Raw genomic sequence first — 18,166 nt, forward strand, 5'->3', positions numbered from 1 at the left:
TGGAATTCCGGAGGTGTTTTTTTGAGAACATACAACAACAAGGAAGAGCTCAAGGCTGAGATCAATAAAGCATTCGAGAAGTATATTTCAGAGTTTGATGACATCCCCGAAGCCTTAAAGGATAAACGGGTCGAGGAGGTGGACCGGACACCGGCAGAAAACCTTGCGTATCAGGTGGGCTGGACGACACTGGTTTTGAAATGGGAAACGGATGAACGAAACGGTCTACCGGTAAAAACGCCGTCGGAGGACTTCAAATGGAATCAACTGGGCGGATTGTATCAGTGGTTCACGGATACTTATGCACCGTTATCCCTGCAGGAGCTGAAAGCCCGATTGAAGGAGAATATGGATCGGCTCAATGCAATGATCGATGCCATGAGCGAGGAGGAGCTGTTCCAGCCGCATAAGAGAAAATGGGCGGATGATGCCACGAAAACAGCGGTGTGGGAGGTGTACAAGTTCATTCACGTCAACACGGTCGCTCCCTTCGGGACCTTTCGGACTAAGATCCGGAAATGGAAAAAGCTTGCGCTGTGATCTCCGCATTGCTGCACAGGATAAATATAAAGCGTATCTGGATTATTTTAGGATCAGGTATTAAGAAAAAGCATAGAAGCTGCGCTGAAAAACAGAAATTTGCAGAAACTTATGGAGGAATATAGAGATTATGATAAAAGTGCTTTTTATCTGCCACGGCAATATCTGCCGCAGCCCCATGGCGGAATTTGTGATGAAGGACTTAGTGGAAAAGGCGGGGCTTTCCGGGCAGTTTGAAATTGCCTCGGCAGCCACCAGCACCGAGGAGATCGGCAACCTGGTCTATCCGCCTGCCCGGCGCAAGCTGGCAGAGCACGGCATTTCCTGTGATGGCAAAACCGCCCGGCAGATGACCCGGCGGGACTATGAGAGCTACGACTATCTCATTGCCATGGACCACAACAACCTGCGGAACATGACCTGCTTTGTGGGCAGCGACCCCGATCACAAGGTGTCGCTGCTGATGGACCACACCCGCCGCCCCGGCGATGTGGCAGACCCGTGGTACACCGGGGATTTTGAAGCCACCTGGCAGGATGTGCTGGAGGGCTGCACCGCCCTGCTGGAAGAACTGCGATAAAAGGGGAAAAGTATGACGGAACGTTACTGCGAAGGCGAACGGTTTACCGGCCTGTCGTTTGCCGGGGAAATCTTTGAGCGCTGCGATTTTGCAGACTGCCTATTTGTGGACTGCTCCTTTACAAAATGTGAGCTGGACCACACCACCCTGAACGAGTGCCGGTTCGTGCGGTGCGAGATCACCGGGCTGCGGAGCGCATCCTCACCGGACAGGACCCGGAGAAGGTGGAAACCAAAGAGGTGCACATCAACGAGTACGGCACCGACGATTACAGCCGCCTTGCGCTGACCCGCCTGATGTACGACACCCGCATGAGCTGGGGCATGAAGTTTGCGGGCGAGGTGTAAGCACACACCTTGCCGCAAAAGGCTTTTTTGCGTGCGGAGACTATGGCATACGGAGAGCGACAACTCGGAATTTGGAGGTACACGATGATAATAAAAATTGTTACAATTTCACTGATGGCAGTGTTCTACATCTGCTATTTTGCAAAGCTGATTAGTCAGAAAAAGCAAGGCATAAAGACAGACCAATTAGGAAAAGGAAAAGAGGGATTTGTCAAATTTATAGAAGTAGCTCTTAAAATAATCACATATTTGCTTCCTGTAATACAGATTATCAGTATTGTGTTTTATTCGGGAACAGCACATATTGTGTTACAATTTACAGGAGTTGTAATAACAATGTTCGGTGTACTTGCTTTTATTGTTTCTGTTACACAGATGAAGGAGAATTGGAGAGCAGGTGTGCAAAAAGAAGAAAAGACCAATTTGGTAACAACGGGAATCTATTCTATTAGCAGAAATCCTGCATTTTTGGGTTTTGATTTAATGTATATAGGAATATTGTTTTCGTTCTTTAATTGGTTCCTTTGCTTTGCAACAGGTTTTGCAGTGGTATTTTTTCATTTACAGATAGTCAATGTAGAGGAAGATTTTTTGATAGAAGCATTCGGAAATGAGTACCTGCAATACAAATCAAAAGTATGCCGATATTTAGGAAGAAAAAGATAAATTCCAGTTTGCCGGGCAGACAGACATCTAAAAAACATGCAAAAACGAGGAAATTGCCATGGTACTATATTTTTCGGGAACTGGCAACAGCCGGTATCTGGCACGGCGCATTGCCGAAGGGCTGGATATGCCGCTTTACGACCTGAATGCCTGCATCAAGGCAGGGGATACTGCCCCGGTATCACTTTGAAGCGCTGGAAAGGAAGCAGCAGGACGCCTGAAGGAGAGCGGAAATTAGATGAAGTTTTTATACTTGCATGGGTTGGGACAAAAACCAGACAGTTGGGACAGAGTAATAAAAGAAACGAAGGTCTCAGACAGCAGCGTCTGCTTGAGTTTGGCAGAGATGCTGGAGGACAAAGCGGCCACTTATGGGGAACTGTATGCTGCATTTTCAGGAGAGTGTGATAAGGAACATGATGAAATCGTCTTGTGCGGGCTTTCCTTGGGTGCTGTTCTAGCACTTAATTATGCGATAGACCATCCGGATAATGTAAAGGCGCTTGTGTTAATTGCGGCACAATACAAAATGCCTAAAAAATTATTGAAATTCCAGAATATGCTGTTCCGCTTGATGCCAAATGCAACGTTCAAGCAATTTGGCCTCAAAAAAGCTGATGTGATCAGCTTGTGCGGCACGATGGCAGAATTGGATTTCAAAGATTCATTATGTAAGGTGTCCTGTCCGGCATTGATCGTTTGTGGGGAAAAGGACAACGCAAACAAAAAAGCCTCAAAGGAACTTGCCAGTTATTTGAGCGATTCCCACTTCCATGAACTTCTGAAAGCAGGTCATGAAGCAAATATAGAATCTCCGGAGGAATTGGCAACAGTGTTACAGGAATTTTATGATAATGTCGAATAAACTACGATTCATCAAAGAAAGAGGACTGTGAAATGAACATCGAAGAACGGGCGGCACAGGCTGCTGCATGGAAAGCTACTGGACAGTGCAACTGTGCACAGGCGGTGATGAAGGCGTTTGAGGATAAGCTGCCGGTGGATGCCGACACCCTGATGAAGCTGGGCGCAGGCTATGCCGCCGGCATGGGCTGCATGGAGAGCACCTGCGGCGCACTGATTGGCGCTGTGATGGTGGCGGGCATCGTCACCGACGGCAAGGGCACACCCCGCATTTCCAAGGAACTGCTGCAAAATTTTCAGGAAAAGTGCGGTGCTACCATCTGCAAGGATCTGAAGGGGATGGAGAACGGCGCACCGCTGTGCCCGTGCCCGGAGTGCGTCCGCAACGCTGTTCTGGCACTGGGCGAGGTGCTGGGAGAGTAAGATGAAGAAGATCTTGTTTGTTTGCCACGGCATTATGTGATACATACTGTGGGACCGATATGGAATGGGTGCTATTTGATGCTCATACCGAATCGGTGTATGAAGCAGAAGTTACGCTCTATTATAATATACGAATTTAGTTTATTTGAATCAAAGCAAAAAGCTCAAAAAGGAGAGATTATTCATGGTTTTATTGGTTGTAGATGCACAGAATGGTATCGTGGATGAACGCTTATATGAGTTCAGAAAGTTTGTTGGTAATATCAAAAAGCTGATTGGAGCAGCTCGAGAACAAGGCATAGAAGTTATTTATGTACAGCATGATGATGGACCTGATACCGGATTCTCTATCGGGGATGATGAGTTTGAGGTTTATTCCGAGTTTCAACCGATGCCTGATGAAAAACGGTTTATCAAGTCCGTATGCAGTGCGTTCAAAAAAGAGAGTGGTCTGCTTGAGTATCTGACTGCAAAGGAAGAAAAAGACGTGATGATTTGTGGCATTATGACTGATTTCTGTATCAATGCCACGGTAGAGGCTGGTTTTGAGCATGGCTTACACATGATTGTTCCTGCCTATGCAAATTCTACGCAGGACAATGAGTACATGACTAGGGAACAGGCTTACCATTACTATAATGAATTTCTCTGGCCTGAACGATATGCAGACTGCGTACCAATGGACAGGGCATTGGAATTACTCAAAAAATGATATAGCGTAAACGGTCTTTGCTGAATACCTTTGTTACCGAAATACATTACATAAACTTCAAGATTATGTTGCAGTAAATTCAATAAATTGGTCACATGATGCAGGCCGTACTCACTGCCATCGGCGGTGGTCAGAACTACGCCGTAGACCTTGTTGGCCTTGTAGTCCAGATCAAAACCGGAGATTTTCATCTCGTAGGTGGCATGGTGACCGTTGGTATTCAGCTCCACAGTGGTGCCCTCTACGGTGGTCTCGGTGGCGTGGACCTTGCCAAACTCCCACTTGCCGCTCAGCAGGTTATACCATGCGGTGATGTAGTAGGCAGGGGTCTCACTGAGCTTATAGTACCGCAAAGCCCTTGACCTTTTTGCCGGAGCGCAGTATACTTTTTATGCGGTTAGCTGTATTTAACCACAAGGAGGTACGACATGATACAAGACGCATTCTGGGGGATTTTGATCCCCTTTCTGGGCACAAGCCTTGGGGCAGGCTGTGTATTCTTTTTGAAAAAGTCCCTGAGCGACGGCATCCAGCGCGCCCTCACCGGCTTTGCCGCCGGAGTGATGGTGGCGGCATCGGTATGGAGCTTGCTGATCCCGGCTATGGAGCAGGCTGCGGATCTGGGCAGGCTGGCATTTTTCCCGGCGGCGGTGGGTTTCTGGCTGGGCATCCTGTTTTTGCTGCTGCTGGATCATCTCATCCCGCATCTGCACCAGAACAGCTTGCAGGCCGAAGGGCCAAAAAGCCAGCTCCAGCGCACCACCATGATGGTTCTGGCGGTGACGCTGCACAACATCCCGGAGGGCATGGCAGTGGGCGTGGTCTACGCCGGGTATCTTGCCGGAACGGCTCAGATCACTGCCGCCGGGGCGCTGGCACTTTCCCTTGGCATTGCCATCCAGAACTTCCCGGAGGGTGCCATCATCTCCATGCCCCTGCGGGCGGAAGGAATGAAAAAAGGCCGGGCGTTCTGGGGCGGCGTGCTGTCCGGTATCGTAGAGCCCATCGGGGCAGTGCTGACGATTCTGGCGGCAGGCATCGTGGTGCCCGCATTGCCCTATCTGCTCAGCTTTGCCGCCGGAGCCATGCTGTATGTTGTGGTGGAGGAACTGATCCCGGAAATGTCGCAGGGGCAGCACTCCAACGTTGGCACCGTGTTTTTTGCGGTAGGCTTCAGCGTGATGATGGTGCTGGATGTGGCACTGGGGTGACGGTTGGGGGTCTTGAAAACGAAATCTATTTCGGAATCTCCGAAAATGCCTGAACTTCTTGACAGCGACAACAGCAGGGCGTATTATTTTGGCAGAAGGGCCGCTGAGATGCGGCTTTTTATAGAACAAAAAGTTAGCTTTACCTAACTTTCGGCACGAGGAATTGCTGGCCTGTCATCCGGTGCAGTGGGCGCATCTGGTAAAAAGCATTGCATTGTGAACGGTAAACAGAAAGAGGGTGGCATTATGTCCTTTTTTGAAAACACCCGAAAGCCCGTAGGCTTTGGCGGGAAGATCATGGTTGCTATGATGAACTTTGGCCACAGCGCAATGGCGGCGTGGGGGCTGCGCTTTTTACAGCCTGCCCCGAATGCCATGGTGCTGGACTGCGGCTGCGGCGGCGGGGCGAACATCAAAACGCTGTTGAAGCTGTGCCCAAAAGGCAAAGTGCAGGGCATCGACTATTCGGCTGTCAGCGTAGAAAAAGCGCGTAAGGTCAATGCGGGTGCCATTGCGGCAGGACGATGCAACGTGCAGCAGGCAAGTGTGGCAGAACTGCCGTTTGAAGCGGAGCAGTTTGATGTGGTGACCGCCTTTGAAACGGTCTATTTCTGGCCGGAGCTTGCGCAGAATTTCAGAGAGATTTATCGAGTGCTGAAGCCCGGCGGAATCTTTTTCATCTGTAACGAAGCAAACGGTGAAACGACAAAAGACGACAAATGGACACAAATTATCAATGGGATGACCATCTATACGGATACTGCATTGAAAGAGTATCTGGAACAAGCAGGATTCTGTCAGATCCAAAGCCACAAAAATAAAAAGGGCTGGCTTTGCGTTACGGCGCAAAAGCGGTGAAACAGTGTAAGGAGGACGAAGCATAGGACGAAAAGAAGCGATCCGCAGTGCCTATCGTACGGTAGGCATGGCAGTCATAGCGGCGGTGCTGTCGGCAATGATGACTATTTTTCTTTACTGAGAGAGGAACCTATGAAATACAAAATTGAGAAAAACACTGTACAGGAGACGCTGATCCTCCCACTGTATTCCCGGAAGCTGTGCACAGAGCTGTATCCAAACCTTTATCGGGACGAAACAGCGGTGCATCTGATCGACCAGATTGACTACGACTTTTCAGAGGCAGAGGAAAACTCCCGCAGCCTGATGCAGCGCTTTGGTGCGCTGGAGGTCGCCATGCGGCAGAATGACCTTGCGTGGGAGGTACGGAATTATCTGAAAACCCATCCCAGCGCGGCGGTGGTCAATTTGGGCTGTGGGCTGGATAACACCGGCAGAGCCTGCGACAACGGCAGATGCAAGATCTACAATCTGGACTTCCCGGATGTTATCGCCTTGCGGCAGCAGCTGCTGCCCGCCGGGGAGCGGGAGCAAAACATCCCCTGCGACCTGAAAGACCCCGCATGGTTTGACAAGATTGATGCCTCCGGCGGGGCGGTGCTTTTTGCCTCCGGGGTGTTCTATTACTTCCTGACCCGGCAGGTCCGGGATCTGGTGCAGGGGATGGCAGATGCTTTTCCCGGCGGGGTGCTGGTGTTCGATGCCGCCAACCGCACGGCGGTGAAGATGATCGCCAAAACGTGGCTCAGGACGGCGAAAATCAAAGATGTGGGAGCATATTTCGCGGTTTCGGATGCGAAAAGCGAGTTTTCTCCATGGGACAGCCGTCTGCGGGTATCCAGCAGGGGCTATATGCTGGGCTACAACGATTTGAAAGACCCGTCCGTCAGCGGATTTTTCCGTTTTCTTGCAAAGGTTGGAGACAACGGAATGAAAATGCAGATCGTGAAGATCGGATTTGGAGACAGACAATGAAATACGCAGGGATGGACAAGGAAAAGAAACCCTATATTTTCGTTGGGCTTGTCTGTGTGCGGGAGCAGTATCAGGGACAGGGCTATATGCGAAAGGTGCTGGACCTTGCCTTTGCCGAGGGCGACCGGCTGGGCGTGCCGGTGATCCTGGAAACAGATGCAAAAAGCAAGTGCGACAAATATGTGCATCTGGGTATGAAACTTGCCGGAACACACGATCTTGGCACATATGGCAAGCTGTATGATCTGATTAAGTACCCGGAGCCGACCAAAGCAAACGGAATAGTGTGAGGAGAGGCGGCGCAATGAAGAAAGAAGAAACGAAACTGGTTATCCGCTGGTGCATACGATAAAACCAAAGGGAGTTCTGCCCGGACCTTCGTCCGTGACGGAACTCCCTTTTTGATTCGCAGAGTAAACCACTTCATTCCCCTTCTTTTTCGCTGTTTACGATAGCCTGCACCTTGGTGGGCAGACCATAGATGCTGATGAAACCGGTGGCATCGCTCTGCTTGTAGTCGCCGCCTGCGGCAAAGGTAGCGATGTCCTCACGATACAGAGAGTACGGCGACCAGACCCCTGCATTGATGAGGTTGCCCTTGTACAGTTCCAGACGCACCTTGCCGGTGACATGCTCCTGTGTGGCGGTGACAAAGGCACTCAGAGCTTTGCGCAGCGGGCTGAACCACTGGCCATCATACACCAGTTCGCCAAAGGTGATGGCCAGCTCACGCTTCTTGTGGGCGGTGAGCTTGTCCAGCGTCAGAGTTTCCAGCACGTCGTGGGCTTTGTACAGGATGGTGCCGCCGGGGGTTGTAGGTTTGTCAATGATGTGTTACACAGAGGGAGCAGAAGAAAAAGGGGGCCTATCTCATTTTTTGTTGTAAGCTGAAACTGTAATGAATCAGATTGCAGCAAGAACAGGATACAGGAAAGTGCAGCATGCAGACAACTTCTGAACCGTTTGTCCCCGCTCATACAGTGTAGGAGGACCATAGTTTGGGAGGTGCGTTGTATGCTGTTGACTCTGCTGCAATTTTTTGCCACGAAATTTCTGGTGCTGGCGCTGCATCTGGAAGCGGGGAGCTTCCCCAAGCCCCTGAGCGCGCGGGAAGAGGTCGAGACCTTTGCGGCCCTGCGGGCGGGCGACCCCACGGCGCGGGAAACGCTCATCCGGCACAATTTGCGGCTGGTGGTGCATGTGGCGAAAAAATACTACGCCCAGCCCAGCGACCAGGAAGACCTGATCTCCATCGGGACCATCGGCCTGATGAAGGCGGTGGATACCTTCGACTCTACCCGGAAGGCACGGTTCTCGACCTATGCGAGCCGCTGCATTGAAAATGAACTTCGGATGCACTTCCGGAGGGAGCGGAAAAGCGGGACCACCGTGTCGTTGCAGGAAACGCTGGAGGCGGGCAAGGACGACACGGCGCTGACCCTCTCGGACGTGCTGCAGGACGGCTTCTGCATGGAGGACAGCTGTGAGCAGCAGGACGAGGCCCGGCGGCTGCGGCAGCTCATCGAAGGGCTTCCGGCGCGGGAACGGAAGCTGATCCTGCTGCGGTATGGCCTGGCCGGTCAACCGCCGCTGACCCAGCTGGAGACCGCAAAGCTGCTGCAGATCAGCCGGAGCTATGTTTCCCGCCTGGAGACCCACGCACTGGAACTGCTGCGGGAAGGGTGGGGCGGATGCCGGTAAAAATTTTGACCTTCATCGCGGAGTGCTTTCACACCGAAGCAAAAAACGCCGCCTGGAACGCATCCAGTTCCTCGAACCGGTACAGGCGGTTCAGCGCCTCCACCAGTTCCTTTTTCGAGAGGCGGGGCGGCAGGCCCAGGGCGTTGAGCAGCGCATATTTCCGCTCGGCGCTGCCCGGTGTGCCGGAGAGCCCCCAGTCGTAGAGGTCGGCATAGGTGATGGCCCGGCCCTCCGGGCGGGGGGCAGCTGCGCCAGCCTCGGCACCGAGGGCATCCTTAAGCGCCTGCAGCACGATGGCGTCGTCCACGCCCTCCACGCCGAGCAGACCCTCTTTGCCGGGCTGCGGCTTCCGCTTTTCCTTGCCGTGGATGGCGGGCACGTAGGCCTGCACCACGTGTTCGGCCCCCACCAGATTGGTGATGTAGGTGCGGATGCGGAACCCGGCGGCGTCCGAATCCGTGAACAGGATGAGTCCGTTTTTCTTTGCCAGCGCCTTGAACAGCTGCTGGCGCTTTTTATCCTTATAAATGCCGAATCCGTCGGTCAGAAGGATCAGCGCGTCCGTCAGGTGGGAAAGGCGAGCCGCATCGTATTTGCCTTCCACCACCAGCACCCGGTCGGTGTGGAGAAGTTCTCGTTCGCTCATCGTCCGCTCCCCGCCAGCGCCAGACGGCAGAGAGCTGCTTCCAGCAGTACCTCCGCGTCTACGGGCTGGCTTTTCAATGATCTGTCCAGATCCAGCAGGACCTGCAAGCAGGCTTCCAGCTGGCCGAGGGTGTAGTGGCTGGCGGTCTCGGCCGAGCGCTTGAGCCGGTAATCGCTGCCCTTGTAGCCGAACTCCTTGAAAACGGTGCTGTAGCTCTTGCGTCTGGCGCTGCCCAGCTTGACCCGGTAGAGGTCCACATAGCTGCCGATGAGTGCCGCTGTGATGGCGATGGGCTCCTGCTGCAGCCGGAGCAGAGCCTGTAATTTTTTGCAGGCCCCGGTGGCGTTTTTGGCCGTGATCATCCGGGTCATCTCGAAGACATCGGCCTCCAGGCTCACGGTGCCCATCTCAGCCACCATGGCCGCAGTGACGGTCTGGTAGCCGGAGAGGGCGCAGAGTTTGTCCACCTCGTTTTCCAGCAGGAAGGGGTCTTCGCCGCAGCGCTCCAGCAGAGCAGTGGCGGCGCCTTCGGGCAGGGTAGCACCCTGCGCTTTGGCCCGCTCGATCATCATCACCTTGAGTTCATAGGGCTTGGGTTTGGCCAGCTCTTCGGCATAGCCGAGCTTTTTGCAGGCAGCGGTGAGCTTCTGCGCCCGCTTGCCGGTCTTGAGTTTGCCGCGCTCCAAAGGAAACACACTGCCCAGCACGACGACGGCATTTTCGAGGCTGGAAAGCGTTTCACACAGCGCATCCAGGTCTTTGTCGCTGTAGGCGGCGGGGTCCAGTTCAGGCAGGACCACCACGCGCCGGGTGCCGAAAAATGAGATGGTGCCCGCCGCCATGATGAGCTGTTCCAGCTCCGGGGCGGCACCGTCCAGTACGGTGGTTTCTTCGTCGCTGTCGGCCGAGAGCAGCCGCACGGCAGCCGCCACGGCCTGCCGCACCAGATACCGCTCGCTGGAATAAAAATAGTAGACCGGGCAGCCGCTTTCTGCCAGCTGCCGGAGCTTTGCTTCCGTTGCCAAAGGGGAGACCTTCTTTCGTTCTTGCGGGGGATCTTCTGCCCCGCAGATGCCAGGATATTCGATACCCATAGTGTAGCGGAGTTGCGGGGCGTTGTCAATGCGCAGTGCACAGGGGCCGGGCAAAAAATGCTGCCTGCCCGGACGTAAAAAATGCCGGGACGGGGCTTTTCGGGAACGGAAAAACATGATATACTGAAAACGCTTTTCCCAAATGTTCGGCAAAGAGGAAACGAACGGAAATGCAGGGGGCCGACCCTGCCGGAAGTAAAAAATGCCCGGCCTCCGCGGGCCGCGAAAGGATGAAGCCATTACGAAACGTGCTAAATTTACGTTGCAGCTGCAATACAACTCTCCGGTGATCCTCACCTTTTTTCTGCTGTCGCTCCTGGTGCTCTTTCTGGGCCAGTGGACGAACGGCTGGACGACCATGCACCTGTTCTGCGTCTACCGCTCCTCGTTCAAAGACCCGCTGTTCTATGTCCGGCTGTTCGGCCATGTGCTGGGCCATGCCAGCTGGGATCATTTCCTGAACAATATGCTCCTGCTCCTCGTCATCGGCCCGCCGATGGAGGAAAAATACGGCAGCATCCCGCTGCTGGAGGGCATCGTCTTTACGGCGCTGGTGTCCGGTGTGCTGCAATGCGCGCTCTTCCCCCGCACGGCCCTGCTGGGCGCTTCCGGCATCGTGTTCATGCTCATCATGCTGGCGTCGCTGTCCGGTTTTTCGGGCGGCATCCCGGTCACGATGCTGCTGGTGGCGGCGCTGTATCTGGGCCAGCAGGTGTACGATATCGTCTTCGTGCATGACAATGTCGCCAACTTCATGCACATCGTGGGCGGCATCTGCGGCACGGGGTTCGGCTACTTCTACGCCCTGCGCCCCCAAAAACGCCGCAAGGCGTCCGGGGCAAAGCCGGGCCTGAAATTTGAAAAGACCTCCCGGCACAGGAGCCGGTAAAGCAAAAGATCCCCTTCCGCGCGGCAGGACCATGCGGAAGGGGATCTTTGTGCAGATGCGTTACAGCGTCTTGCAGAATTCTTTCAGATAAGCGCGGAAGGCCTCGCCGATCTCCGGGTGCTGGAGCGACAGCTCCACCTGTGCCTCGGCGATCCTGAGCTTGTTGCCCATGTCGTAGTGCTTGCCGGTGAACTCCACTGCGGTCATGCCGCCATAATTGCGGGCGAACTCGGCCATGGCGTCGGTCAGCTGGATCTCGCCGCCGGCACCGGGTTTGGTGCGGGCAAGGATGTCGTAGATCTCCGGGGTCAGCAGGACGCGGCCCAGGATGGAGTAGTTGCTGAACTCCTGGCCCTTCTTGGGCTTTTCGATCATGTCATCCACGAAGAAGTAGTTGTCGTGGATGGGGGTGGTCTTCAGGCTGCAATAGCGGCTCACATCGGCCCAGGGCACAGCGGAGACGCCTGCGGCCGGACGGCCGAACTCCTCGTAGGCGCGGATGAGCTGGGCGCAGACCGGGTCTTCTCCCCAGATGACGTCATCGCCATAGATGACCACAAAGGGGTCGTCGCCGGTAAAGGCTTTTGCCATGCTCACGGCGTGGCCCAGGCCCAGGGTCTGCTTCTGGCGGACAAAGTAGATGTTGGCCAGGTTGGAGATGCCTAGGCACTCCTCCAGCATCTTCTCCTTGCCGGGTGCGGCCAGCTTCTCTTCCAGCTCCGGGCTGCGGTCGAAGTGGTCTTCGATGATGCTCTGGTTGCGGCCCAGAATGATGAGGATGTCGGTGATGCCGGAACGGACGGCCTCTTCCACCAGATACTGGATGGCGGGCTTGTCCACAAGGGGCAGCATCCCTTTGGGCATGGCCTTGGTGGCGGGCAGCACACGGGTGCCAAGGCCCGCAGCAGGGATGACCGCTTTCGTGACTTTTTTCATGATTCAAAACTCCTTCGCAAAACTATCGCAGGCTGGGTGCATCAGCCGTAGACCAGATTGAGCAGGGCGTCCACATTGGGGCCCAGCAGCAGGGTGCTGGCGCTGCCGATGACCATCAGCAGCAAAAAGCAGCCGAACACCGCCGCAAAGCTGACGCCGCCCTGTGCGGCCAGAACGGCCTTGCGCTGGGCTTCGTCCGGGAATTCAGAGCGGATCTTCCGGATGCGGTCTGCCGCGCTCTTGCGGTAGAGCCACTTGCCGTACATGCCGCGCACGACCATGAGCAAAAAGCTCAGGGCCGAGCACAGGCGGGCCAGCAGGACCATCGTGGAATCGCTCAGAGCGGGGGCCATGGTGCTGCCGGTGAGCTGCATCAGCTGCAGCAGGGTGGGCACGGCCAGCAGCAGCTCGGCTGCCAGGAAGCCGAACGCGGGCTTCCATGCCTTGCGGTAAAAGAAATAGAATGGCCCGAACAGCAGTGCCGAAAAACTCATGGAGATCTTGCTGTGCGCCAGCTGCATCCGGCAGTAGGTGCTCAGGTAGGCGGGGGACGCAGGGCCGATGTAGCTGGCCCAGTCCTTGCAGGGGATGCCGTCCAGCATCTCGTCCTTGCCAAAGGCGGCCTCATAGGCCTGCCGCATGGGGTCCTGGGGCATGGAGCCGGTCTCCTGATACTGGCGGTACAGGCTGGAATAATCAAAATTGCCCTCGCCGGGGCCGGCCGTGCGGTCGGCAGGCTCTTCGGCCCCTTCCGGCGGCAGCACGGCACCGCAGCAGCGGCAGTGGTCCTCGCTGCGCAGGGTGCGCTCGCCGCAGGCAGGGCAGGTGCACAGCTCGGATTCCTGATACGGGAACTTCCATTCGTATCCGGCGGCATGAGCCGGGCTGTGGATGCAGCGGCCCAGTTTTTCATAACAATCCCGGTGGTACGGTGCGCCGCAGTCGGGGCAGACGACGATATCGTCCTGCAGCGTCAGCGGCTTGCCGCAGCCCTCGCAGGGGCAGCCATAATATTTTGGCATAACTTCCTCCCATAAATGGTACTTGATGCTATTATACTCCCATCCCGGAGAAAAGAAAAGGTGAAAATCTTCAAATTTCCAGCATGATGGTGATTTTTCCTCTTTACTTTATCACGGATTCCCGGTATACTAATGAAGTATCTGTGTATAAACTGTATCTTTTTGTAGCCCTCTCAGCCATCGCTGCGCGATGCCAGCTCTCCCGCAGGGAGAACCCCTGGCGACCGGCTTTTGTGTTTGCCAGAATGCAAAGCGCGATGGACCCATGAGAAATAAGGGCGATACTTCTTATTTTTGAGAGGATATTGAGAATGATCACGACTGAAGAACTGAAAGTGAAGCTGGCCGAATACGGCACAGCGGTGAAGGACCTGGAAGAGGCCCTCGCCATCGAAGCCTCCCGCAAGCGCGTGCAGGAGCTGGAGCACACCATGTCCCGCCCCGGCTTCTATGATGACGCTGAGCTGAGCAAGAAGGTGTTCGACGAGGTGGGCGACCTGCGCGGCAAGCTGAACCGCTTTGAAAAGCTGCAGGGCCTGTACGATGACGCCGAAACCATGCTGGAAATGCTGGACGAGGAGTACGACCCGGAACTGATCCCCGAAGCCGAAGAGGCAGTCAACACCGTGGAGAAGGCGGTGGATGAGCTGCAGCTCATGACCATGCTGAACGGCGAGTACGACCACAGCAACGCCATCCTGACCTTCCACGCCGGTACCGGCGGCACCGAGGCGCAGGACTGGGCTGAGATGCTCTACCGGATGTACAACCGCTGGGCCGCTGCCCACGGCATGACCGTGGAAGTGCTGGACTATCAGGACGGCGACGAAGCCGGTCTGAAGAGTGCTTCGATGATGGTCAAGGGGGCCAACGCCTACGGTCTGCTCAAGAGCGAGAACGGTGTGCACCGCCTGGTCCGCGTCTCTCCGTTTGACGCCAACGCCCGCCGTCAGACGAGCTTTGCCTCGCTGGAAGTCATGCCGGAGCTGGACAACACCATCCAGGTGGACATCCGCCCCGAAGACATCGAGATGCAGGTCTACCGTTCTTCCGGTGCCGGCGGCCAGCACATCAACAAGACCTCTTCGGCTGTCCGTCTGATCCACAAGCCCACCGGCATCGTGGTCAGCTGCCAGACCCAGCGCAGCCAGTTCCAGAACCGCGACTACGCCATGGAGATGCTGAAGGCGAAGCTGTATCAGATCGCCCAGCAGCAGCACATGGACAAGATCGAGGACATCAAGGGCGTCCAGAACGAGATCGCCTGGGGCCACCAGATCCGCAGCTACGTCTTCATGCCCTACACCATGGTCAAGGATCATCGCACCAACTACGAGACCGGCAACGTGGATGCTGTCATGGACGGCGACCTCGACGGCTTCATCTTTGCATACCTCAAGGCCGCCAGCCGCGGGGAATTGCAGGACACCTAAATCTTATCAATAAGCAAAAAAGCCACGCGAAAGCGTGGCTTTTTTGCTTGCGTGTCTTACGCCAGATCCGCCAGGATGTCCGGCCAGAGAGCCTGCTCCTGGTGCATGACGGCAAATGCGCAGTCAAGAAACATCTTGTTGACGGCGGCGATGATGGTGCTACGGAGCAGAAGCTTCTCCTCTCCGGCGTCCGCGGCCAAGTCCCGGATGGTGTGGGTCAGGCCGAACACATAGGGCAGGCAGTTTTCCACTTCCTCGCAGAAATAGTCGTAGGCCTGCGCGGCAGAGTAGTGCTGGCGCTGCATTTTGAAGAGGGTGTCGATGTTTTCCATCGAGAGCACCGTTTTGGAGACGACGATGTAGATCAGGCCGGCCAGCTGCTCACGGGTGTATTTTTTCTTGATGGGGTGGCCGATGATCCCTTTCTTGACGTAGTTGCTCACCATGGAAGCTGTGAGCTCCACCCCCGGAAATGCACGAAAATACCCGTTGACGTACTGGACGGTCTGGTCGAGATACAGCCCGACAGAAGGCAGTTCTGCGTACCGCGGCAGGGCAAAATCCACGGCGCAGGCCGCTATGCGGCGGTTGGATTCATTGTTCATGCGGATAGTATAGCGTATTTTTCAGGCAGGGTCAACCGTCTTATGAAAACTTTTTGAAGATTTCTCGGAAACTGTTGACAGGTTTTTGAAAAACTGATATCATAGCTTCGACAACATGAAAAATGCGGCGGATTTTGCCGCTGGAATGGAGATACTGCTTATGAAGACCCGGATCGTTGTGGATTCTGCCGCAAGCCTGTATGCACTGGATGGCGTGGATTTTGCCTGTGTGCCCCTGAAGATCATCACCGATCACGAGGAATACCACGATGACGGCACGCTGGATGCGGTGGGCATGGCCACGACCCTGCGCACCTATAAAGGAAAGACCTCCACTTCCTGCCCCAACGTCGGCGACTGGCTGGCTGCTTACGAGGGAGCCGATGAGGTGTACGCCATCACCATCACCGGTACGCTGTCGGGCAGCTGCAATGCGGCCCAGCTGGCGGCGGAGGAATACCAGCAGGAGAACCCCGGTAAGCGGGTCTTTGTGCTGGACAGCCTGTCCACCGGCCCGGAGCAGGTCCTGCTGGCGGAGCATCTGCGGGATGAGCTGGCTGCCGGCAAGGAGTTTGACGCTGTCTGTGAAGAGATGCTGCGCTACCATAAGCACACCCATCTGCTCTTCTCGCTGGAATCGCTGGCCAACCTGGCCCGCAATGGCCGCGTGAAGCCCGCTGTGGCGGCAGTGGCGCGGATGCTGGGCATCCGGGTCATCGGGCAGGCCAGTGAGGCCGGTGAGCTGGACGTGATCTGCAAAACGCGCGGCGAGCACGGCGCATTGGAGCGCATCGTGCTGGAGCTCAAGGAGCACGGCTACACCAACGGCAAGGTGAACATCTCCCACTGCGGCAACCCTGCCGCTGCCGAGCGCCTGAAGCACATGATCGAGGCCGTCTTTGAGGGGGCCAGAGTCGTGGTGACGGAGTGCGGCGGCCTGTGCAGCTACTACGCCGAGCTGGGCGGCCTTCTGATCGGATACGAGGACGGAGAGGCTTGAAAAATCACCCGGACCGCGCTATACTAACTCCATCTTAAAGGGCCGCGTAGCGGCGGGGGAGGTACAGCGTGTTCAGACTGCCGATCGTTAAATTTTTCAGCCGCATCCTCAACCGTGCCACCATCACCATCGTGCTGGTGGCATTGCAGGTGCTGTGGCTGCTCTGGGCGTTCTGGGCCTTTACGACGGGCCGGGTCTGGCTGAACGGCCTGCTCAAGGCGCTGAGCATCGTCATCGTGCTCTACCTCGTCCGGAAAGACGAGAACAGTGCCTATAAGATCGGCTGGATCGTCCTCATCGGCCTGCTGCCGCTGCTGGGCGGGGCGCTGTATCTGGCCTTTGGCAACAAGGCTCCGGCTAAGGGGCTCCGCACCCGGATGCGGAAGGTGGAGCAGGCCCACACGGCCGATCTTGCGCCCCGGCCGGACCAGACCGACACGCTGGACCGCGTGGAGAAAAACCTGAGCCATTACGTGGAGACCTACGGCCCCTACCCGGCGTGGAAGCACACCGCCGCGCACTATTTCCCCTGCGGCGAGGCCATGTATCCCAGGCTTCTGGAAGACCTGGAACGGGCGGAAAAATTTATCTTTCTCGAATTCTTCATTGTAAAGTCGGGCACGATGTGGGACGGCATCGAGGCCATCCTCAAGCGGAAAGCCGCCGAGGGCGTGGACGTGCGGCTGATCTACGATGATTTCGGAAGTCTGCTGGGCCTGCCCAGCGACTTCGTCATCCGGATGGAGCGCAGCCATATCCGCTGCATCCCGTTCAACCCTGTGGTGCCGCTGGTGTCGCTGGTGATGAACCACCGCGACCACCGGAAGATCGTGGTCATCGACGGCAATGTGGCCTACACCGGCGGCGTGAACCTCGCGGACGAATATATCAACGCCGAGCAGCGCTTCGGCTACTGGAAGGACGCCGCCATCCGGCTGGAAGGGGCGGCGGTCTGGAATTTTACCGTCATCTTCCTCAACTGCTGGAACGCCTTCCGCCCGCAGGAGACGGACTACGCACCCTTTGCGCCGACCCACCTGCCGGAAAGTTCGGACGGCGTCGTTCAGCCCTACACCGACAGCCCGCTGGACGAAGAGCCGCTGGCCGAGACGGTCTACCTGAACATCCTGGCCCAGGCGCAGCGGTATGTGTATCTCTACACGCCCTATCTTGCTGTGGGTGAGGAGATGCTGGATGCCCTGAAGACTGCCGCCAAACGCGGCGTGGATGTCCGGCTGGTCCTGCCGGGCATCCCGGATAAGAAGCTGGTGTTCCGGCTGAGCCGGTCCTACTATGTGCCGCTCCTCCGGGCGGGCGTCCGCATCTACGAGTACACCCCCGGCTTCCTCCATGCAAAATGCTACGTCAGTGACGACCATCTGGCCGTGGTGGGCAGCATCAACATGGATTACCGCAGTTTGTTTTTGCACTTTGAGTGTGGGGCGCTGCTTTACAGCAACAGTCAGGTCATCGCCCTGCGGGAAGATGTGCTGGCCACTCTGCCGCAGTGCCGGGAGGTGCAGCTTTCCGACTGCCGGACTTCTCTGCCGGGCACCCTGCTGGACAGCGTCCTGCGGCTGCTGAGCCCGCTGCTGTAAAACCCTCTCCGTCAACGCCTGATGGCGTTGCCAGCTCCCCCGAAGGGCGAGCTGGCGAGCGAAGCG

At 56.0% G+C, this 18,166-nt stretch carries 24 protein-coding genes and 1 pseudogene; 18 read left to right on the top strand and 7 right to left on the bottom strand.

All coding sequences use genetic code 11. From position 1 onward, the window contains the following. The first annotated feature begins 21 nt into the window (after window positions 1–21). The 9 genes and pseudogenes from I5P96_RS05425 (at window position 22) to I5P96_RS05460 (ending at window position 4,132) form a co-directional block, all read left to right on the top strand. A complete protein-coding gene (locus tag I5P96_RS05425; RefSeq protein ID WP_223383509.1) occupies window positions 22–540 on the top strand; it encodes a ClbS/DfsB family four-helix bundle protein in 519 nt (172 codons plus the stop codon). Window positions 541–670: 130 nt separating this feature from the next. After that, a complete protein-coding gene (locus I5P96_RS05430) occupies window positions 671–1,120 on the top strand; it encodes a low molecular weight protein-tyrosine-phosphatase (RefSeq protein WP_223383510.1) in 450 nt (149 codons plus the stop codon). A gap of 12 nt (window positions 1,121–1,132) precedes the next feature. Then, window positions 1,133–1,252 (top strand): annotated as a pseudogene (locus I5P96_RS05435) (pentapeptide repeat-containing protein); the annotation flags it as partial. A 38-nt stretch (window positions 1,253–1,290) separates the two neighbouring features. After that, window positions 1,291–1,467 (top strand): hypothetical protein, encoded by a 177-nt coding sequence (locus I5P96_RS05440; RefSeq protein ID WP_223383776.1) that lies wholly within the window; start codon window positions 1,291–1,293, stop codon window positions 1,465–1,467. 84 nt (window positions 1,468–1,551) lie between these two features. Then, the gene (locus I5P96_RS05445) at window positions 1,552–2,133 is read left to right on the top strand and encodes a methyltransferase family protein (protein WP_117950083.1); all 582 of its coding nucleotides are present in this window, start codon (window positions 1,552–1,554) and stop codon (window positions 2,131–2,133) included. A 58-nt stretch (window positions 2,134–2,191) separates the two neighbouring features. Next, a complete protein-coding gene (locus I5P96_RS14195) occupies window positions 2,192–2,323 on the top strand; it encodes a hypothetical protein (protein ID WP_263286906.1) in 132 nt (43 codons plus the stop codon). A 48-nt stretch (window positions 2,324–2,371) separates the two neighbouring features. Continuing rightward, window positions 2,372–2,998: an alpha/beta fold hydrolase gene (locus I5P96_RS05450; RefSeq protein ID WP_223383511.1), complete on the top strand. Its 627-nt coding sequence runs from the start codon at window positions 2,372–2,374 to the stop codon at window positions 2,996–2,998. Window positions 2,999–3,030: 32 nt separating this feature from the next. Continuing rightward, a complete protein-coding gene (locus I5P96_RS05455; RefSeq protein ID WP_223383512.1) occupies window positions 3,031–3,420 on the top strand; it encodes a C-GCAxxG-C-C family protein in 390 nt (129 codons plus the stop codon). 184 nt (window positions 3,421–3,604) lie between these two features. Then, on the top strand, window positions 3,605–4,132 hold the full coding sequence (locus tag I5P96_RS05460; RefSeq protein ID WP_156057662.1) for an isochorismatase family protein: 528 nt from the start codon (window positions 3,605–3,607) through the stop codon (window positions 4,130–4,132). Here I5P96_RS05460 and I5P96_RS05465 read toward each other — a convergent pair. Beyond that, complete coding sequence (locus I5P96_RS05465; protein WP_223383513.1) at window positions 4,054–4,485, bottom strand: hypothetical protein; 432 nt, start codon at window positions 4,483–4,485, stop codon at window positions 4,054–4,056. The genes I5P96_RS05460 and I5P96_RS05465 overlap by 79 nt on opposite strands. Before the next feature lie 75 nt (window positions 4,486–4,560). On the opposite strand from I5P96_RS05465, the gene I5P96_RS05470 reads away from it, so the two are divergent. From I5P96_RS05470 to I5P96_RS05485, 4 genes are all read left to right on the top strand, one after another. Next, window positions 4,561–5,343, top strand: a complete 783-nt coding sequence (locus tag I5P96_RS05470) for a ZIP family metal transporter (RefSeq protein WP_097774740.1) — start codon at window positions 4,561–4,563, stop codon at window positions 5,341–5,343. Window positions 5,344–5,589: 246 nt separating this feature from the next. Next, window positions 5,590–6,201, top strand: a complete 612-nt coding sequence (locus I5P96_RS05475) for a class I SAM-dependent methyltransferase (protein WP_223383731.1) — start codon at window positions 5,590–5,592, stop codon at window positions 6,199–6,201. 132 nt (window positions 6,202–6,333) lie between these two features. Then, a complete protein-coding gene (locus I5P96_RS05480) occupies window positions 6,334–7,176 on the top strand; it encodes a class I SAM-dependent methyltransferase (RefSeq protein ID WP_118552579.1) in 843 nt (280 codons plus the stop codon). Next, window positions 7,173–7,466, top strand: coding sequence for a GNAT family N-acetyltransferase (locus tag I5P96_RS05485; RefSeq protein ID WP_223383514.1), 294 nt, complete (start codon window positions 7,173–7,175; stop codon window positions 7,464–7,466). Before I5P96_RS05480 ends, I5P96_RS05485 begins: the two co-directional genes overlap by 4 nt. A gap of 133 nt (window positions 7,467–7,599) precedes the next feature. Here I5P96_RS05485 and I5P96_RS05490 read toward each other — a convergent pair whose 3' ends face one another. Continuing rightward, window positions 7,600–8,007, bottom strand: a complete 408-nt coding sequence (locus I5P96_RS05490; protein ID WP_317850515.1) for an argininosuccinate synthase domain-containing protein — start codon at window positions 8,005–8,007, stop codon at window positions 7,600–7,602. Window positions 8,008–8,190: 183 nt separating this feature from the next. Here I5P96_RS05490 and I5P96_RS05495 point away from each other — a divergent pair, with 183 nt between their 5' ends. Then, window positions 8,191–8,877: a sigma-70 family RNA polymerase sigma factor gene (locus I5P96_RS05495; protein WP_223383515.1), complete on the top strand. Its 687-nt coding sequence runs from the start codon at window positions 8,191–8,193 to the stop codon at window positions 8,875–8,877. Between the two features lie 28 nt (window positions 8,878–8,905). Here the strand turns inward: I5P96_RS05495 and I5P96_RS05500 are convergent, their stop codons facing one another. Both I5P96_RS05500 and holA read right to left on the bottom strand, forming a co-directional pair. Further along, window positions 8,906–9,523 carry a toprim domain-containing protein gene (locus tag I5P96_RS05500; RefSeq protein WP_097793328.1) on the bottom strand — a complete coding sequence of 206 codons (618 nt, stop codon included), beginning with the start codon at window positions 9,521–9,523 and terminating at the stop codon, window positions 8,906–8,908. Next, window positions 9,520–10,548, bottom strand: coding sequence for a DNA polymerase III subunit delta (holA, locus tag I5P96_RS05505; protein ID WP_223383516.1), 1,029 nt, complete (start codon window positions 10,546–10,548; stop codon window positions 9,520–9,522). The genes I5P96_RS05500 and holA overlap by 4 nt, the downstream gene beginning before the upstream one ends. 271 nt (window positions 10,549–10,819) lie before the next feature. Here holA and I5P96_RS05510 point away from each other — a divergent pair, with 271 nt between their 5' ends. Then, complete coding sequence (locus tag I5P96_RS05510; protein ID WP_207686422.1) at window positions 10,820–11,506, top strand: rhomboid family intramembrane serine protease; 687 nt, start codon at window positions 10,820–10,822, stop codon at window positions 11,504–11,506. Window positions 11,507–11,566: 60 nt separating this feature from the next. On the opposite strand, the gene I5P96_RS05515 is transcribed toward I5P96_RS05510, so the two are convergent. Together I5P96_RS05515 and I5P96_RS05520 are read right to left on the bottom strand one after the other, a co-directional pair. Continuing rightward, window positions 11,567–12,442, bottom strand: a complete 876-nt coding sequence (locus I5P96_RS05515) for a UTP--glucose-1-phosphate uridylyltransferase (protein WP_223383517.1) — start codon at window positions 12,440–12,442, stop codon at window positions 11,567–11,569. Window positions 12,443–12,483: 41 nt separating this feature from the next. Then, window positions 12,484–13,464, bottom strand: a complete 981-nt coding sequence (locus I5P96_RS05520) for an RING finger protein (RefSeq protein ID WP_223383518.1) — start codon at window positions 13,462–13,464, stop codon at window positions 12,484–12,486. 311 nt (window positions 13,465–13,775) lie between these two features. Here I5P96_RS05520 and prfB point away from each other — a divergent pair, with 311 nt between their 5' ends. After that, window positions 13,776–14,897: a peptide chain release factor 2 gene (gene prfB, locus I5P96_RS05525; protein ID WP_097793334.1), complete on the top strand. Its 1,122-nt coding sequence runs from the start codon at window positions 13,776–13,778 to the stop codon at window positions 14,895–14,897. Window positions 14,898–14,953: 56 nt separating this feature from the next. Here prfB and I5P96_RS05530 read toward each other — a convergent pair whose 3' ends face one another. After that, window positions 14,954–15,502: a DUF1836 domain-containing protein gene (locus I5P96_RS05530; protein ID WP_097793335.1), complete on the bottom strand. Its 549-nt coding sequence runs from the start codon at window positions 15,500–15,502 to the stop codon at window positions 14,954–14,956. 160 nt (window positions 15,503–15,662) lie between these two features. Here I5P96_RS05530 and I5P96_RS05535 point away from each other — a divergent pair, with 160 nt between their 5' ends. Both I5P96_RS05535 and cls read left to right on the top strand, forming a co-directional pair. Next, window positions 15,663–16,502, top strand: a complete 840-nt coding sequence (locus tag I5P96_RS05535; protein ID WP_097793336.1) for a DegV family protein — start codon at window positions 15,663–15,665, stop codon at window positions 16,500–16,502. A gap of 68 nt (window positions 16,503–16,570) precedes the next feature. Beyond that, on the top strand, window positions 16,571–18,100 hold the full coding sequence (cls, locus tag I5P96_RS05540; RefSeq protein WP_223383519.1) for a cardiolipin synthase: 1,530 nt from the start codon (window positions 16,571–16,573) through the stop codon (window positions 18,098–18,100). Window positions 18,101–18,166: the final 66 nt, after the last annotated feature.

This window comes from Faecalibacterium prausnitzii (genome assembly GCF_019967995.1).
GTDB lineage: Bacteria > Bacillota > Clostridia > Oscillospirales > Ruminococcaceae > Faecalibacterium > Faecalibacterium prausnitzii_E.

Coding starts and splice junctions, on each gene's coding strand:
- I5P96_RS05430 (WP_223383510.1), top strand. CDS start 671: ATGATAAAAGTGCTTTTTATCTGCCACGGCAATATCTGCCGCAGCCCC.
- I5P96_RS05445 (WP_117950083.1), top strand. CDS start 1,552: ATGATAATAAAAATTGTTACAATTTCACTGATGGCAGTGTTCTACATC.
- I5P96_RS14195 (WP_263286906.1), top strand. CDS start 2,192: ATGGTACTATATTTTTCGGGAACTGGCAACAGCCGGTATCTGGCACGG.
- I5P96_RS05450 (WP_223383511.1), top strand. CDS start 2,372: ATGAAGTTTTTATACTTGCATGGGTTGGGACAAAAACCAGACAGTTGG.
- I5P96_RS05455 (WP_223383512.1), top strand. CDS start 3,031: ATGAACATCGAAGAACGGGCGGCACAGGCTGCTGCATGGAAAGCTACT.
- I5P96_RS05460 (WP_156057662.1), top strand. CDS start 3,605: ATGGTTTTATTGGTTGTAGATGCACAGAATGGTATCGTGGATGAACGC.
- I5P96_RS05470 (WP_097774740.1), top strand. CDS start 4,561: ATGATACAAGACGCATTCTGGGGGATTTTGATCCCCTTTCTGGGCACA.
- I5P96_RS05475 (WP_223383731.1), top strand. CDS start 5,590: ATGTCCTTTTTTGAAAACACCCGAAAGCCCGTAGGCTTTGGCGGGAAG.
- I5P96_RS05480 (WP_118552579.1), top strand. CDS start 6,334: ATGAAATACAAAATTGAGAAAAACACTGTACAGGAGACGCTGATCCTC.
- I5P96_RS05485 (WP_223383514.1), top strand. CDS start 7,173: ATGAAATACGCAGGGATGGACAAGGAAAAGAAACCCTATATTTTCGTT.
- I5P96_RS05495 (WP_223383515.1), top strand. CDS start 8,191: ATGCTGTTGACTCTGCTGCAATTTTTTGCCACGAAATTTCTGGTGCTG.
- I5P96_RS05500 (WP_097793328.1), bottom strand. CDS start 9,523: ATGAGCGAACGAGAACTTCTCCACACCGACCGGGTGCTGGTGGTGGAA.
- I5P96_RS05510 (WP_207686422.1), top strand. CDS start 10,820: ATGCCCGGCCTCCGCGGGCCGCGAAAGGATGAAGCCATTACGAAACGT.
- I5P96_RS05515 (WP_223383517.1), bottom strand. CDS start 12,442: ATGAAAAAAGTCACGAAAGCGGTCATCCCTGCTGCGGGCCTTGGCACC.
- I5P96_RS05520 (WP_223383518.1), bottom strand. CDS start 13,464: ATGCCAAAATATTATGGCTGCCCCTGCGAGGGCTGCGGCAAGCCGCTG.
- prfB (WP_097793334.1), top strand. CDS start 13,776: ATGATCACGACTGAAGAACTGAAAGTGAAGCTGGCCGAATACGGCACA.
- I5P96_RS05530 (WP_097793335.1), bottom strand. CDS start 15,502: ATGAACAATGAATCCAACCGCCGCATAGCGGCCTGCGCCGTGGATTTT.
- I5P96_RS05535 (WP_097793336.1), top strand. CDS start 15,663: ATGAAGACCCGGATCGTTGTGGATTCTGCCGCAAGCCTGTATGCACTG.